This is a genomic window from Nostoc sp. LEGE 06077 (assembly GCF_015207705.1).
Classification (GTDB): Bacteria; Cyanobacteriota; Cyanobacteriia; order Cyanobacteriales; family Nostocaceae; genus Nostoc_B.
In genome coordinates this window covers 1-15,597 of the sequence record NZ_JADEWI010000057.1, presented here as the reverse complement: position 1 = coordinate 15,597, position 15,597 = coordinate 1, and the positions used below count along the sequence as shown (strand labels likewise).

The following is a 15,597-nucleotide window of genomic DNA, read 5'->3' as shown; positions in this document are numbered from 1 at the left end:
TTGAATAGCTTATTTGCTGAGATTTACTTACTGCTGCGGAGAGTAATGAGATCTAAACTTTCTACTTTAGGAATAGTAACTGTTCCTTTACGCATCAAAGCAGTGCCGATGTAGACATTATTCACATTGCTGTTGGAACGATACATTTTCATCTTGATATCCCCAGCTTGAGCTAGTTCTTCAACAGATACTGTGATAGCAAAAGTTTCTGCTTGACGACCAGATTGTGCGTCACTTACTAATGTACCTGCTGGAAGACCAAAACCAGCAGGAAGGGCAAAGAAAAATTTGTCAGAGGTGTAATTACTTATACCTATTCCCCAAGAACCATCAGGATTTTTAGCACTGGCCACAGTAATTCGAGGTTTTTTGCCAGTAGACCATGTCATGTCTTTCTCCAGAGAGCTATAGCTTTTTCTGAAGACTGCTCCGACATCAAAGGTTCGAGTGAGTTGCTTGAAGTAATGATATTTTTGGAAGAATTGATATTTAAATGGGCTGATAGAGTAAGGGATTAGTCGTGTAGAGTTGTCTTGAGTATGTGAGGGTGCATGTCCAATAAACCAAATCCAGTGAGTTACTAGATTGTTCATATCGTTGAGAAAGCGGGAAGCAGCAGAGGCGGCTATAAGAGCATCTCCGGGTTCTTCTGGGCCATTGGTACCAGCTTCCGTCATCCAATATTCTTTACCTGTGCCTTCAATTTGCGATACTATCCAAGGTGCTGCGGCCATATTGTAAGAATGGGTAGAAATAGCCGCCAGTGCTTTCCAGGCTTCGGGATCATTTTTGATGGCTTTGATGATGCGGACAGCGATACTATCAGCATTTGCCAACTCAGGTGTAATTATTTTGACATCTTGTAAATTACGATTATCTAACTCTTGGCGCAGAGCCTTAACTATTATGGGCCATTGAGAATCTTTGAATCTGATTGAATTATCATTAGGCTCGTTTAATATGCCTGTAGCATGAAGTTTCACTCCATATTCTTGCTTCATTCGAGATATGAAATTGGCTAAAAGAGTAGCATAATTGAATATCTCAGCATCTTTAATGTAGATACTATCTCCAGACTTCATATACGATGGTAAGGCACCAGGTGCTAATAGCAGTGTAGTACATCCATTTGCTAAGGCATCAGCAATAAATCCTGACTTTACATAAGGATTGACGAACACAGGTATGTTTTCAACACCGGGTTGAGGCGCATACTTATTTCCGTCGAACCAGAGTCTGACAATCTTGAATTTGGCATCATTACACAATAGTTTTTGCAGTGTATTTTTTTGTGATTGTGTTAGCTTCGCATATCCATTACTACCAGCAATAGTTGAGCTAAATCCTAAACCTTGGAATGCTTGTCTTGCGCCTGATTTAACTGTAATGGTAATTGGGGTGATTGCTAATGCACTAGATAATGATTGTGCCAAAAGAGCAGTAGATGCTATTAAGGAACATAGCAAAGAATTAAGTTTACTCATGAAAAAATTCCTAAACTCAATAGGGAACACTAAACTGTTTCGGCTTCTCTATATCCGAGAAACTGCGTAAATAGGGCTGAGACCACAATGTGATTCAGGTTAACTTAATATTTGCGTGATTGGTACTAGAAAAAACTCGTAATTATTATTAGCAAGCTATACCTGTAAGTATCATAATAAACTCATGTCTCTACGTAATATATAAATTTAATCGGAAAATACTTAATCTTTATTAATTTCTAAAGCATTGTTATATAATGCTTTGCATATTTTATATGTGTTTTTTTAGCTTCTATGTAATCTGTAACACTAATCATGTAAATATTGATTTTTTTGGGTATATTCTAGGAAAAATAAATTGTAGTATTTCATAGATGTATTTTTATTTTTATGTATAAAAATACATCTCGCTTGTCAAAGCGGTTTGAAGAAGAAACAGCATTTCAATCAGGAGATGATTGGGCTATGGTAAGATTAGTTTTTTGAATAGGAAAAAAAATTTATAAAATGGTGACTTGATGGTTAATTCTTTAATTAAGATTGGCGATCGCAAATTTGGAGATTTTGGGCTTTGCAAGTTTGCTTTACTGCTATTGAGCGATCGCCTGAACATTGCATCCGAGTCTGAAGATTGAGCAGAATATTCCAACCTCAAAACGCAAAAAAGGCTTGCTACCAAAAATTAGTAGCAGCCAGATGTTGGGAATTGATTTAAAAATTTATCTATGCAATAATTCTCAAGGTTGTGTGTTGTTGTAGCTGGCTACAGCGGATCTAAGATTCCCTTGGTGTTCTGATAAAAGCCGATCGCCTGCTTGTTTTTCTAAACCAGTCCAATGCATCAATAAAGCCAGCTTCACCCATTTACCACTCCGTTCTAGTAGTAGACCCGCAGTTTCCCGACTTAAGCCAGTGAGGTCTTGCAGAATTCGCAAAGCGCGATCGCGGAGTTTTTGATTTGTGACTGCTACGTCCACCATCCGATTCCCATAAACCTTGCCCAGCTTTACCATCACCCCAGTGGACAAAATATTTAAAGTCAACTTTGTAACTGTACCCGCTTTTAAGCGAGTAGAACCAGCTAATACCTCTGGCCCAGTCAATAAGCGAATATCAATATCAACATCGATGCTAACTTGTTCTTTCGGCACACAGGCAATAAATATAGTTACGGCTCCTCGTTGGCGAGCAGCGCTCAACGCCCCATGCACAAAAGGAGTTGTCCCACCAGCTGTAATCCCCACCACTACATCTAATTGGGTAATTTGTCTTTGAGCGATCGCGGCTTCTCCATCTTGGGAGCGGTCTTCTAAATCCTCAGAACTACGTACCAATGCACCAGCACCACCTGCAATTATTCCCTGGACTAATTCTGGAGGTGTACAAAAAGTAGGGGGACATTCAGCCGCATCTAACACCCCTAACCTACCGCTTGTACCTGCACCTATATAAAATAAACGTCCGCCTTGGTGCAAACGTTCTGCGGTTAGTTCAATAGCTTGAGCTAATTCAATTTTCGCCGCAGCTACTGCTGCTACTGCTTTTTGGTCTTCGCTATTAAATAGTTCTACTAATTCTAACGAACTAAGTTGATCTAAGTTGAGACTGAGAGGATTGACCTGCTCAGTTAAAAGATGCCCGCGTTCCTGCAAATCTGTCATTTTTTTATTTCCTGTGTCATTTGTTATTTGTCTGCTGTCATTAGTCATTTGTCAAACAACACAGGTTTTATAGGGGAATAGGACAAAGATACCTTGCTTCTTACACTTACACCCACCATCAATGACTAATGACCAATGACTAATTACAACAATCCTTCTAGTTTGCGGCGGATACTTTCGAGTTCCGACTCAGACAATTCTGTTTCCGCTGCTGGTGGAACTTGTTCAATGTCGAATGTACTGTCATCAATATCCTCGTTTGCGCCATCTACTTGCCAGTCAGTTTCTTCTACGTTCAGTTCTGGGGGAAGAATTAAATCACTATTTTCCGGCACAATTTCCCAATCGTAACCAGCACTTTCGCAAAATTCCTTAATTTCTTCCCCATCGATCGCTTCGACTGTAGGTGTAGGGAAATCCTGAGCTTCTAACATTAGGGCGAAGCGGAGAGCATCGTCTTCTGACTCAAACATAAGAATTTTATTGCGATCGCCAACTCGAACTGTGTGAATCCCTTCGTTTTCTGTATGAGCATTAAAAATTAAAACAAATATACGCATTGGTGTAATCATCTTTGAAATCTGAAGTATATAAACGCTCTTAGCGTCTTCTTTTAGGAGAAGGATAGGATGAAGGATGAAATAAATTGTTTTCTGTCTTTAACTTTCATCTCTCGTCCTTTATACTTTTTTATTTAATCATCTCCTTGTTGCCATGCCCATCAAAATTATAACTAGGGATTTTTGGCTTAATTATCGCAAAATCAACAGAGTTTCGCGTTTATTTTTGCATTTTTTTGTTAGTTTACTGTGTGTGCTTGGTTCACCTGTGTTTGCAGTTTTACCGCATCATATCTACTCTTCATCTTTATTGGCGAATGCAAGCATTCATCCGTCACCTTTAGAACAAGGCAAAATTATTTATGATGCGGGGCGCTTTGCTGAAGCAGTGCAAGTATTACAACAAGCTGTACAGGAATACAAACAAACAGGAGATCAACTCAGACTAGCTACCACTTTGAGTAATTTATCTTTGGCTTACCAGCAACTAGGCGCATTTACAGAGGCACAGCAAGCAATAACTGAGAGCTTAAATTTATTGCAAGGCAACCAAAATCTGCCAGTATTTGCCCAAGCTTTAGAAATTCAAGGTCGTTTGCAACTGGCAATGGGAAAGGCTGAAGCAGCTTTAGTCAGTTGGCAGCAAGCAGAAAAAATATATCAGCAAACAAAAAATTATCATGGTGTGGTGCGATCGCAAATTAATCAAGCACAAGCTTGGCGCACTCAAGGCTTTTACCGCCGTGCTATCCAAATGTTAGAAACAGTGAATCAACATTTGCAATCGCAACCAGATTCTCTGGAAAAAGCCACAGGTTTGCGATCGCTGGGGAATGCGTTGTTAATATCGGGAAGTTTGCCAAAATCCCAAGAGATTTTAGAACAAAGTCTGGCGATCGCCCAGCGGCTAGAATCTGATCATGATATGGTTGCTAGTTTGTTTAGTTTGGGAAATAATGCTCGCAAACAAAAGAATACACCAGCAGCGATCGCCTATTATCAACAAACTATCAAACTATCTGCCTCACCTTTCACCAAAATCCCTGCCCAACTTAATTATATAAGTCTATTAATTGAAGATGAACAATTAACAGAGGCAGAATCTATATTACCGACTCTTGAATCTCAAATTAACCAACTTCCCTCCAGTCGCACTGCTATTTACTCCCAGATTAATTACGCCCAAAGCTTGATCAAACTGGAGATGGCGAATCAACGCAAAAACTCTATTCCCGACTTTCAACAGGCAAATCTGCAAAAAATTGCTCAGATTCTGGCTAATACGGTGAAAGAATCTCACAGTTTAGGCGATCGCCGTGCTGAAGCTAATGCACTTTTGAGTTTGGGTAATTTATACGAACAAACTAAACAATGGTCAGAGGCTAAAAGTCTGACTCAACAGGGGTTAATCTTAGCACAGGCGACTACTACACCAGACATTGCCTATCGGTTACAGTGGCAATTAGGCAGATTACTTTGGCAAAAAAAAGATTTTCCCAGTGCGATCGCGGCTTATGATGCAGCGGTGGAAACTATTAAGTCTCTGCGGAGAGATTTAGCAACAATTAATCAAGACGTACAATTTAATTTTCGAGATAGTGTTGAACCGATTTATCGCCAGTCAGTAGAGTTACTTTTGCAATCTCAAGCAGGACAGCAAAATGCGAAAATTTTAGATCAAGCACGTCAACGCATAGAAGCTTTGCAATTGGCAGAAATAGATAACTTTTTCCAAGAAGCTTGTTTAGAAGGTAAAAACGTCATCCTAGATCAAGTGGTAGATATAGAAAATCCCACCACTGCTATTTTTTATCCAATTATTCTACCTACACAACTTCAGGTAATTGTTAAACTACCCAAGCAACCTCTACAGAGTTACAGCACCAATATTACCCCAGAAGAAGTAGAAAAAGTTGTGGCGAATCTGAGAACAGTATTGGTGAATCCCACTGCTATCAACGCCGTCAAAATCCAATCACAAAAAATTTACGACTGGTTGCTCAAACCTATTGAATCAAAGTTATCAACCACAAAAGTTGATACTCTCGTATTTGTACTGGATGGTGTCTTACGTAACATTCCAATGGCATCGCTTTACGATGGTGAAAAATTCTTAATTGAAAAATATGCGATCGCTTTAAGTGTTGGTTTACAACTGCAAAATCCTCAGCCCATAGTACAACAGCAACTAAAAGCTTTAGTAGCTGGGTTAACTCAGCCTCCAGCAAACTTTCCTAACTTTGCCTCACTACCTGCAATTAAGTCAGAAGTTCAATCTATTAGCAGTGCTGGAGTTGCTACAACCAATCTGATAGATGAACAATTTACCAGCAAAGCTCTCGAAAAAGCAGTCAACTCAGTTCCCTTTAATGTGGTACATTTAGCCACTCACGGACAATTTAGTTCTCGTGCTGAGGATACTTTTATTTTGGCTGCCGATGGGCCAATTAATGTCAAGCAATTTGACAGCTTACTCCGAGATCGAGACGCAACTCAAGTAAAAGCAGTAGAACTATTAGTATTGAGCGCTTGTCAAACCGCAACTGGAGACAACCGCGCCGCTTTAGGACTCGCCGGTACAGCCATTAGAGCCGGTGCGCGAAGCACTTTAGCTTCTCTGTGGCAAATTGATGATGAATCCACAGCTTTGTTTGTCGGCGACTTCTATAAAGAATTGAAAAAAGGAAACATCAGCAAAGCTCAAGCTCTCCGTCATGCTCAACTAAAAATCTTGCGACATCCCAATTACAGAGCGCCCAGTTTTTGGTCTGCTTATGTATTGATTGGTAATTGGTTATAGGCTAGAGATAGGAGTTAGGAGAATTTTAGATTTTAGACTAGGTAAAAATCCTGCTATGCTCTGAGACTTTAAGTTCTGCTGTGAAGTCTAGAAATATCGGGGACTATCGCAAGCTCATGCGATCGCATTAAAATAAAACTAAAGTTCAATAGCTGTGGTAACAAGCGCAAATGTGGATTTACCTTATTGCTGTCAATATCTTTTGTATACCTCCACCAAACCTAACATTTATTTACTAATGACCTGATGTGACCATTAACAAAAAAGAGGCCTCTATCGACCTCTTGGGAACTCCCTACAATAAAGTTCTCTTTGTATAGATGATGAATTAGGACAGCCCAGCGTTGGTACCTTGCTTGCCAGTTGCCAGTTCCACTTTAACGATTTTGCCACCCATTTTTTGAATCCGTTGCTGTTCGCGGAACCAATTTTCGTAGGGAACCAATTTGGTGAAATAGGTATTTTGTAGTTCGCGTTGAGTACGAATACGGGTTTGGCTGGGAACGCAAGCAGTAATTTTAAACAACCGCGCCATATTATGAATCTCCTGTGGTGAGTGTGAAAACTTTTTTTATCTACAAAATGAAGCGGGAGTATATTTATTAGACAATTCTTTAATTAATCTCTCCAAGGCTGGAAATCAAACATCAATACTAGACCACTAACACTCACCATGATTTATGCAATTAAGATAAGCGACAAGACGTTCTAGCACTCACAGTTGATTTCCAGACCTTAATAAAGCTGCACCTAATTGCTTAGATGCGACTAGCTCTTAGCTCAAGCCAGAGGAGATGTAGTCTAAGTAAACGCCCATTTCTTTACCAGCATCGGGGCCGACTAAGCTGGCGGTTACTTCTTTGATTGCTTGGATAGCTTGTACTGTAGCGCCTACGGGTACACCCAAGGAGTTGTAGGTTTCTTTCAAACCGTTCAATACACGCTCATCCAGGATGGAAGGATCGCCAGCCAGCATAGCGTAGGTAGCATAGCGGAGGTAGTAATCCAAGTCGCGGATACAAGCAGCGTAACGACGGGTGGTGTACATGTTACCACCGGGACGGGTGATATCCGAGTACAACAAAGACTTAGCAACAGCTTCTTTAACGATCGCAGCTGCGTTAGCGCTGATGGTGGTAGCTGCACGAACGCGCAGTTCACCTGTAGAGAAGTAGGCTTTGAGTTTTTCTAAAGCAGCTGTGTCGAGGTATTTACCTTGAACGTCTGCGGAGTTAATGACAGCGGTAATTGCGTCTTGAGCCATTTTGTTAATTCCTTATTTTCAACCGTATTGCAACAGTTTGTCTCAGCAGGGAAAAAGCTTTACCCTACGCCAATGAACCTACTACGTAGTCAAAGTAAGCGCCAGCTTCAGCAGAATCTTCAGCGGACAAAAGGGTGGAAGCAGCATTTTTCAGTGCAGCAACACCGGAGGAAACAGCATCAATAGGAGTGCCTAGAGACTTGTACATTTCCCGCACACCGATGATACCGATTTCTTCGATGGGTGTAACGTCACCAGCAACGATTCCATAGGTGATCAAACGGAGGTAGTAGTCTAGGTCGCGCAAACAAGTAGCTGTCAATTCTTGACCGTAAGCGTTGCCACCGGGGGATACAACGTCAGGGCGTTTTTGGAACAATTGGTCGCCAGCTTGCTTAACTAGACGCTCACGGTTGTCGGTCAAAACTTGAGCGATGCGTAGGCGTTGTGCGCCACCAGAAACAAAGCTCTTGATCCGATCTAGTTCGCCAGGGCTGAGGTAGCGAGCTTCTGCATCAGCATTCACGATGGACTTCGTGACGATACTCATTAATGGATTCCTCCAGTACTAATGAAACCAGGATATGAAACTGGTGCGGGTTTAATTTTGGTCGAATGTAGCTACGTTCTCTCGTTGTTTTTTAGATACAACAGTTGAGTAGCTGCTGTAGCTAATACTTTACGAGTTTGCTGGTGTCAATTTCAACTACACCAGCGTAAAAACTCAGCTACCTTCCGCAAAATATTCTCCGGCATTCTGTTGAGCATTTATGACTGCTCTTAATACTTTGTAATATTCCTTTTCAGATTTACACGTAAATCAGCTATCTGAGAGGAGTGTTACGAAAGGTAAAATGCCAATAGTCAATAGTCAAGAAGTTAATCCTCTTGACTATTGACCTCGGACTATTTGACGAAGAAATTAGCGATCGCTAGAACGACCGGTTAACACAGCCGGAGACAGACTCGACCAAGATTGTTTCACAAGGTCAGCCGCCGCCTGGACACTACCGAGGTAGTTACCTGCGGGTAGAGATGGGAAGCGTGGGTAAGGAACCACATCTTCACCAAAGTAGCGGGCGTATTCTGGGCTATCAACAATTGCCTCTACAGCGGCTCTGAGACCACTATCAGCCAGCAACTTGTTATACTGCCTGATTTCGCCTTGAGTGGCTGGTGCGCGACCCAACAGGTGACGGAATAGGTATTCAATTACCTTGGTGTTGGGATAAGGCGTATAGAACCGTTTGCGATAGATTTCTGAGCTTGCTAGTTCGCGGACAAACTCCCGGACGGAAATTTCCCCATTCCGCAGTTTGCTGTCGAGTGCGCTGCGGCGATAATAATCTGGAACCTGACCGCTAAATACATCCAATACCTGACAGTAAGCAGCATTAATGATCTGCTGTCTTTCTGCTTGGCCAGTACCATCTGTTAAGCGGTAAATTCTCGCCGGTTTACGACGGCTAGTACCCACACCAACTTCGACAGACTGACCGCGACCATCGTTAAAGGAACGACCCAATTCGATAAATAGCGGCTGGGTCTTATCCATTTGCCGAGCTTGGGCTGCCAAATCTGCGATCGCTTTTGCCAAAATTGGAGTATTGGCAGAATCCATCCGCGCTTTGACTGGCTTAAAGCTAGGTACAACTACATCATCATTTTGTTTGGTGAGTTGGTTGTAAAGCTTCTCGGTATTGGGGAAGTTCGCCGCAGGTAAAGTTGGGTAGCGACGGTAAGGAACTGTATCTTCACCAAAAACTTGGCGATACTCCGCACTGTTCAATAAAGCAGCAATAAACGCTTTCAGACCTTGGGTAGCCAAAATCTGGTTATATTTGCGGATTTCTGCTTGATCAACAGGTGCGCGTCCTAAGAAGTGCTTGGTTCCCAACTCAATGACTTTGGTGTTGGGATAAGGTGTATAGAATTCCTTCAGGTACAGGTTAGAATAACCCAAACCTTCAATAAATTCTTTGACCGAGATTTCACCGTTACTCAGCTTGCTTTCGAGGACGGTAAATTCATTTTTAGCGATGTATGGTGCAATATCGCGCTCAAAAATCTGGCGGTAAGCAGCACTAATCAAAGTTTGGACGGCAGCTTTGTCAACAGTATTAGCTACCAGCTTGAAGACTTTAGTTTGTTCGCGTTGCTTAGTAACACCTTGATTCACGCGGAACTGAATATCGGGTTCTGTCCGATTTTGGCTAACTGCACCCAGTTCCACAAAGCGTGGTGTTTCTTGCTTCTCAACTTTCGTGGCGACCACATCTTCGCGGATGCTACCCACACGTAGTTGTCGCTGTGATACACCACCAGGAGTCAGATAGCGTTCGTAAGGAACTGTATCTTCACCAAATGCTTCGCTGTACTCTACGGTATCCAGAATGGCATCAACTACTGCATAAAAGCCTTTTTTGGAGGCAATATCGAAGTATTTGTTATTTTCTTGGCGACCGTAGGTAGGACGACCTAATAAGCGACGGTGAATGTATTCGATCGCTTTACAAACATACAACGGTGTCCAGTATAAACTGCGGAATAAATCAGACTTAGCCAAAGCCCGCACAAATTCCCGTACAGAAATTTCGCCGTTTTCTAGCTTAATTTCTTGGACTTTTAAACGTTGACCTTCGTAAACATCACGACCAATCACTTGCAAGTAAATTGCTCTAATTACTGCCTGGGTGGAGCTTTCAGAGAATTTAACACTTGCACCCTTCGCGGCTTTCTTACCGATAGTGCCAGGAAGTTGATCCAGTTTGAATACTTTTGGCCCCAGAGTACCAGGAGCTACGCCCCGTGCTTTGGGATTGCTCAGTTGGTTATTAATCCCCGGCCCTTGGTGAATCAAGATCCGTCTTGTATCCTTACCAAATGGAGCCGGACGGCTACTGGGGTTGCGAGTTTCTTTCGGGAAAATCGCCCCAAACTGAATTTCTAATGGGTCGTTACCAGAACCATAAGGATGTTGATCTGGTAATGGCTGTTCATAAGCCGCAAATGTAGTGATAAACTGAGGTACTTTGCGGAAAGGCGCACTGTAATTAAACAGGTCTTGCTGCGGCCCCCAGTTACGACATTCTTGGGCTTCTTGACCTAGACCCCGAATGTAAGGAACTGTCTCTTCACCAAAGTAATCGGAGTATTCGTCCGAATCTACCAAGGCATCTACTAATTTCGGTAGACCGCCGTTAGAAACGATTGAGAAGTATTTTTGTACTTCTTCGCGGCTACTTGGCCCCCGTCCCAAAATGTGACGGAAAGCGAGTTCGATGACACGGCTGTTAATAAAAGGCTGATAAAACTGTTTTTGGTAAAGAGGAGATTTTGCCAAACGGCGGACAAACTCTTTCATGGAGATGTCGCCATTTTTAACCTTGGATTCCAAATCAGAAATCGACAAGCTATAAGCACGGGTAATATCGCGCTCAAATATTTGCCGATATGCTGCTTTTACTACCTCATTTTTTTCGCCGGCTGACAACCCAGGCTTCATCACATATTTGGGACGACGTTCTGCGGCATTAAAATAAATCTGCGGCAGTTGTAAACCTTGTTGGTCGCTAGAAGGACGTTGACGTAGTTTGGTCGAAGGTGTGGGTGCTTTGAATTCTGTCAGCAACACATCCATGTACTGTGCCACAATGTCTGTAGCTTCAGCATCTTTGCGGAAGTAAGACAGGGATGCTGCCTTGATTTCCTGCAAAGCCACAATGGTTGCTTCACCAGAACAAGCATTTTCAATAATTTCTCGCAGACCCCTGGTGTTCACAGAAATGATGTTGGGGTCGCCTGCGACGATCGCATAAGTAGCATAGCGCAAGAACCAGGACAAGTCCCGTAAGCTCTTGGCCATGTTGCTTGGGCCGTAGCGAGAAACGTTAATTGGTCTGAAACCTGGTGGGGTTGGGCCACTAGGTGAGGTGTTGAAGATAGAACGCAAATTTTCTAGGAATCCACCCCGACTTTCAACGTAGGTTACGGTTCCTAGTTTCATGCCTTCTGTGACATCTCCACCAGCGCCAACAGCAGCACCAACCATCGCCAATTCAGCTTCTTGAGGCTTTTCTAAAAAAGCCATTGGCGAACCACCGACAAAGATCCGGTTAGCAGCACGAGATACGATAATCTCGGAATTTTCTGTGAGAATCTGGGCAATTTCTAACCGTTTTGCACCAGATGCAAAATAGCTTGCCAGTTCGTTTAATTCACCACTGCCCAAAAAGCGGTCTTGCTGTTCCGCTTGGGAAATGGTTGCTACAGCTAGGGTTTGATATAGTTGCGGACGCGCAACTGAGCTTCCACCACTCGCCTTAACACTCATCGGATTTGTAAAACTCCCATCATAATCATTTATGTGTTAAGTCTGGGTCGCTTTGAGGCTTGACACATTGATGTGTTTATGCCGTCAGAGTACCGCCTTCAAAACTGCCAGTAAAATTAACCCAGTCAGCTTTTAGATTAGAACGTTTTGCGTTTTTCCTGGTAATTTATTAAGAAGTGTGTAGATTCTGTAGCCTTGTTGTTGCAAGTCTAAGAATAAATACTTCTATGGACATTAGACAAAATCTAAGTTTTGTATCTGAAAGTTAAAAACTTTACAAAAATATTTTACTGGAGTCGTAACTACGATTTTCTTTAGTTACGACAAAAATATACAAATGTTTGCTTTTTGGCTACCAAGAAAGATTCTGGGTAATGACAGATATGTCTTGTGAGTAGTGCAATCGCTGTTTTTTCATTTTTGTAAAGTAAAATTAATCATCTCTCAGTTTTCCCCGCTCAAACCAAACAATTTCCCTAACGCTGACTCCAGAATAATCATGGGCTATGCTGTAGCAATCAGCATTAGTACAGGGAAATACTATGAGAAATAGTAATAAATTTAACTTAATCACTTTGGCTATTTTTTCTTCTTTAGCAGTGGCGTTTACTGTTATGCCTGCTAATGCAATTCCTGGGCAAAACATTAACACTGTGATTAAGTGGGCAAAAACTAGAACCAAGCTCCCACGCCTGACCTATAGTAGCGAAGCACATGGTTATTCAGGTACTAAAGGTAATTTATATTTCTATGTTGATGTTCCTTCAGAAAATGGCATAGTCACCAAAGAAGGAATCACCGTCAGCGGCGACTCAAGCATCAAATTCACCACCAAAAATGCTAAGGCGGTGAAATTAATCCAAAGTATTTATAACGCTAATATTGCTAATGATTTTAGCCAGTCTCGCCGCATCACTAAAGTTGGTCGAGACCATTATTATAGAGGTCAAAAATATGCTTATATTCTGGCTGAAGTGCAAGGTGGATCAGCTTTTCAAATTGTTAAATTAAATCAATTGCAAGCCGAGATTGATAGTGCAAAATATTGCCAAACTCATCAATGTGACTTGTAAATACAAGGCAGAAGGCAGGAGGAAAATTTTTAAGATAAGCGTTTTTATCTACATCTTGTAGCAGTTGGTTTATTGCAATTAAGGTAAGGTGGGCAATGCTAAAAATTCGCTCAAACCTTGATTTTTACGTTGTAAGCATTGCCCACCCTACGGTTGAGAATGGTGCTGTTTTGCATTTAATTGCCTAAATTAACTGTTTTCTATAGGCGTTATCAGTAAATAAAGGCACACAACTACTGACGTTGAACGCTGCGGCTAATTCAACGTCAGAGGCGAAATTTTTAGCAATTAACTCCTTGCCAGAACTGCATTTTTGTAAATAACTGAGTAAATCTTGCCGAAAAGCTTGAAATGAGTTGACAGCGATCGCTGCTTCTGGTGATAAACTGCCATCTAAATGGCTCAAAATAGCCCCAGCACCAATCAAATCTTCAAAAGCGGGTCTGAGGCTATGATCTTCCTTCCATCGCTCACCAGATGGAATCACAGCAATTTTACTTCCATATTTTTGGGCAAACCGCGCTACAGCTTCGCAATTTCGTAAACAACCCGCCAAAGTAGGTGTACTTCCAGTTAGCAAAGTCAAAGTTGAACCGTTAAGTGAAGGTAAAACTAGCCGAGTACCATCTGGGATATTAATCAGTGATACTGGCGAGAGAGAATATTTACTTGTAGAAAAACTCTGACGATGACTTGCTAACTCAGCTTGTAGCGAATTAGCATAATCTCCAACTGATTTATCTCGAAACGCATAGGGAAAAATTATCGCTCCGTTGTTAGTAGCAATCTCTACACAAGTTGAAAAAGAAAGCACATCAACTATGACAACTACATCACTGATAGAAGCAAGTTGGGCAATTCCTTGTGCGCCCCACTCACAACGTAAATCAAATTCTGACTGATTGTAAATCATCTGTTGTTAGATTTGGCTCAATGCAGGCTTTACAATTCCTGCTCTTCTTCATAGAACCAAATTTCTGCTAACAACGAAAAGCCCATCAGCCAAATAAAGCAGAAAACGAAGAACCAAAAAACTCCCATCATATTTACTACCTCCAAAAAACCTCTTGATTAAAGATTGCGTTCTTAAGTAAGAACAACTTAGATTAGATTGCTGAGTTCGACAAGTTAGTAAGAGAGTGAAGCATGGCAAATTTGCTACTTTTTGATATCGTCAATCATGAGTAAATTCTTACTGGAAATTTATATCTTGAGTTAGGTTATTTATAAAACTAAATTTTATTAACTAAATTATTACAACAGATTTCCTGCAAGGTGAACCTCCTGAATTTTGCTGTAAGCGCTAAACTAGAAGTATTAGGATAAAAATCTCTGGCAGTAAGTTCTACAAGTTGTCAATTTTGATCACTCCAGGGAAAATGTCTCAAGAACATAACGAGTTATTCCAAATTCACCAGATGTCTAACCTCAAATCACGACATTTTGCTGATTTAATTAGGGCTGCACAGTTAATTTTTGATCCGACTGCGGGAATTGTGGGAAGTCACGTAGTCGTTGACTGGCAAGAATTTGGTATTCCTGATGAAGTAGAGTTAAATCTCAAATTACTTGGACAGAAATATCAATATGCTTGTCCGAATATTCCCGATGCTATTATTTGGAGCCAATTAACTCCAGCTACACGTAATTGGTTTCTCGACAATAAAGATGAACTATGGAAATTTGAGGAAGCTTTTCCACCGTTGGATGAAGACTAGTGCAACAAAGCAAAAGTAAAAAGCGCAAAGTAGGCGGTGTCGGTTTCCGTCCCCGAAGTTTGCTCAACGCGGGGAACCCGCGCACGCAACTTCTCTTCGCCTAACTTTGTAAGAAGGCAAAAGGCAAAAGAAAGAATAGTTATCCCGCAAACCTTTTAGCACTTACAGATGGTCTGTTTATTTCCGCCGTGCTGTACTAGTACAAAAAGGCTGAAGTCTGAAGTCTGAAAGTAATGGTCAAAAATCAAGCTATTTGATATCTAGAAAGAAAAAACCTCGGCGTTGTTCAAACCGAGGTGATTAGGAGAAGTCCAAATGTCGATGGGAGATACCGATACTGAAGTCCGTTGTTCATAGCTAACTGCGAAAGATATCAAATTCTCACAATATCTTTATTGGTTAGCGGTTTTGATTGTAGTTTATTTCGCATTTATAAACTTATGTAAATAAGTGTAACTAAGCTGTTACGACAAGTCAACAGAAATTGACACAAAAAGCCAAATATCAGTAATAAGAAAAAATTATATAGTAGAGTTGTTGGGAAATAAGGGAGAATAGAAAGTTAGTACTTAAGTGAGGAAATGCTGAACATCGAACGGGCATTAAAACAAGATAGGCTGTTACGGGCATTAACAGGATTGAACCGGAAAGCTTTTGAAGCACTTTTGCCAACGTTCAGCACTATATATGACAAACAAGTACGT

11 protein-coding genes are annotated in these 15,597 nt (G+C 41.4%); 3 read left to right on the top strand and 8 right to left on the bottom strand.

Annotated elements, in window-relative coordinates; genetic code table 11:
* Positions 1-23: 23 nt before the first annotated feature.
* From IQ244_RS25735 to IQ244_RS25725, 3 genes are all read right to left on the bottom strand, one after another.
* Positions 24-1,484 (bottom strand): hypothetical protein, encoded by a 1,461-nt coding sequence (locus IQ244_RS25735; protein ID WP_193899256.1) that lies wholly within the window; start codon positions 1,482-1,484, stop codon positions 24-26.
* A gap of 737 nt (positions 1,485-2,221) precedes the next feature.
* The gene (gene murQ, locus IQ244_RS25730) at positions 2,222-3,145 is read right to left on the bottom strand and encodes an N-acetylmuramic acid 6-phosphate etherase (protein WP_193899254.1); all 924 of its coding nucleotides are present in this window, start codon (positions 3,143-3,145) and stop codon (positions 2,222-2,224) included.
* 143 nt (positions 3,146-3,288) lie between these two features.
* On the bottom strand, positions 3,289-3,717 hold the full coding sequence (locus tag IQ244_RS25725) for a DUF3110 domain-containing protein (protein ID WP_193899252.1): 429 nt from the start codon (positions 3,715-3,717) through the stop codon (positions 3,289-3,291).
* A 142-nt stretch (positions 3,718-3,859) separates the two neighbouring features.
* Between IQ244_RS25725 and IQ244_RS25720 the strand changes: the two genes are divergently transcribed.
* Positions 3,860-6,505, top strand: a complete 2,646-nt coding sequence (locus IQ244_RS25720; RefSeq protein ID WP_193899251.1) for a CHAT domain-containing protein — start codon at positions 3,860-3,862, stop codon at positions 6,503-6,505.
* Positions 6,506-6,833: 328 nt separating this feature from the next.
* On the opposite strand, the gene IQ244_RS25715 is transcribed toward IQ244_RS25720, so the two are convergent.
* The 4 genes from IQ244_RS25715 to IQ244_RS25700 form a co-directional block, all read right to left on the bottom strand.
* Complete coding sequence (locus IQ244_RS25715; protein ID WP_015114200.1) at positions 6,834-7,040, bottom strand: phycobilisome linker polypeptide; 207 nt, start codon at positions 7,038-7,040, stop codon at positions 6,834-6,836.
* 240 nt (positions 7,041-7,280) lie between these two features.
* A complete protein-coding gene (gene apcB / locus IQ244_RS25710) occupies positions 7,281-7,769 on the bottom strand; it encodes an allophycocyanin subunit beta (protein WP_015114201.1) in 489 nt (162 codons plus the stop codon).
* Between the two features lie 64 nt (positions 7,770-7,833).
* On the bottom strand, positions 7,834-8,319 hold the full coding sequence (gene apcA, locus IQ244_RS25705; protein ID WP_015114202.1) for an allophycocyanin subunit alpha: 486 nt from the start codon (positions 8,317-8,319) through the stop codon (positions 7,834-7,836).
* 372 nt (positions 8,320-8,691) lie between these two features.
* Entirely contained in the window at positions 8,692-12,102 is a 3,411-nt protein-coding gene (locus tag IQ244_RS25700) for a phycobilisome rod-core linker polypeptide (RefSeq protein WP_193899249.1), read from the bottom strand.
* A gap of 542 nt (positions 12,103-12,644) precedes the next feature.
* Here IQ244_RS25700 and IQ244_RS25695 point away from each other — a divergent pair.
* Positions 12,645-13,175 (top strand): hypothetical protein, encoded by a 531-nt coding sequence (locus tag IQ244_RS25695; protein WP_193899247.1) that lies wholly within the window; start codon positions 12,645-12,647, stop codon positions 13,173-13,175.
* A 184-nt stretch (positions 13,176-13,359) separates the two neighbouring features.
* Here IQ244_RS25695 and IQ244_RS25690 read toward each other — a convergent pair whose 3' ends face one another.
* Positions 13,360-14,088 carry a 2-phosphosulfolactate phosphatase gene (locus IQ244_RS25690; protein ID WP_193899245.1) on the bottom strand — a complete coding sequence of 243 codons (729 nt, stop codon included), beginning with the start codon at positions 14,086-14,088 and terminating at the stop codon, positions 13,360-13,362.
* Positions 14,089-14,554: 466 nt separating this feature from the next.
* Between IQ244_RS25690 and IQ244_RS25685 the strand changes: the two genes are divergently transcribed.
* Positions 14,555-14,893 carry a hypothetical protein gene (locus IQ244_RS25685; RefSeq protein ID WP_193899243.1) on the top strand — a complete coding sequence of 113 codons (339 nt, stop codon included), beginning with the start codon at positions 14,555-14,557 and terminating at the stop codon, positions 14,891-14,893.
* The last annotated feature ends 704 nt before the right edge of the window (positions 14,894-15,597 follow it).

What these genes read in the sequence shown, in the direction of transcription:
- IQ244_RS25735 (WP_193899256.1), bottom strand. Translation starts at nt 1,484, where the DNA reads ATGAGTAAACTTAATTCTTTGCTATGTTCCTTAATAGCATCTACTGCT.
- murQ (WP_193899254.1), bottom strand. Translation starts at nt 3,145, where the DNA reads ATGACAGATTTGCAGGAACGCGGGCATCTTTTAACTGAGCAGGTCAAT.
- IQ244_RS25725 (WP_193899252.1), bottom strand. Translation starts at nt 3,717, where the DNA reads ATGATTACACCAATGCGTATATTTGTTTTAATTTTTAATGCTCATACA.
- IQ244_RS25720 (WP_193899251.1), top strand. Translation starts at nt 3,860, where the DNA reads ATGCCCATCAAAATTATAACTAGGGATTTTTGGCTTAATTATCGCAAA.
- IQ244_RS25715 (WP_015114200.1), bottom strand. Translation starts at nt 7,040, where the DNA reads ATGGCGCGGTTGTTTAAAATTACTGCTTGCGTTCCCAGCCAAACCCGT.
- apcB (WP_015114201.1), bottom strand. Translation starts at nt 7,769, where the DNA reads ATGGCTCAAGACGCAATTACCGCTGTCATTAACTCCGCAGACGTTCAA.
- apcA (WP_015114202.1), bottom strand. Translation starts at nt 8,319, where the DNA reads ATGAGTATCGTCACGAAGTCCATCGTGAATGCTGATGCAGAAGCTCGC.
- IQ244_RS25700 (WP_193899249.1), bottom strand. Translation starts at nt 12,102, where the DNA reads ATGAGTGTTAAGGCGAGTGGTGGAAGCTCAGTTGCGCGTCCGCAACTA.
- IQ244_RS25695 (WP_193899247.1), top strand. Translation starts at nt 12,645, where the DNA reads ATGAGAAATAGTAATAAATTTAACTTAATCACTTTGGCTATTTTTTCT.
- IQ244_RS25690 (WP_193899245.1), bottom strand. Translation starts at nt 14,088, where the DNA reads ATGATTTACAATCAGTCAGAATTTGATTTACGTTGTGAGTGGGGCGCA.
- IQ244_RS25685 (WP_193899243.1), top strand. Translation starts at nt 14,555, where the DNA reads ATGTCTCAAGAACATAACGAGTTATTCCAAATTCACCAGATGTCTAAC.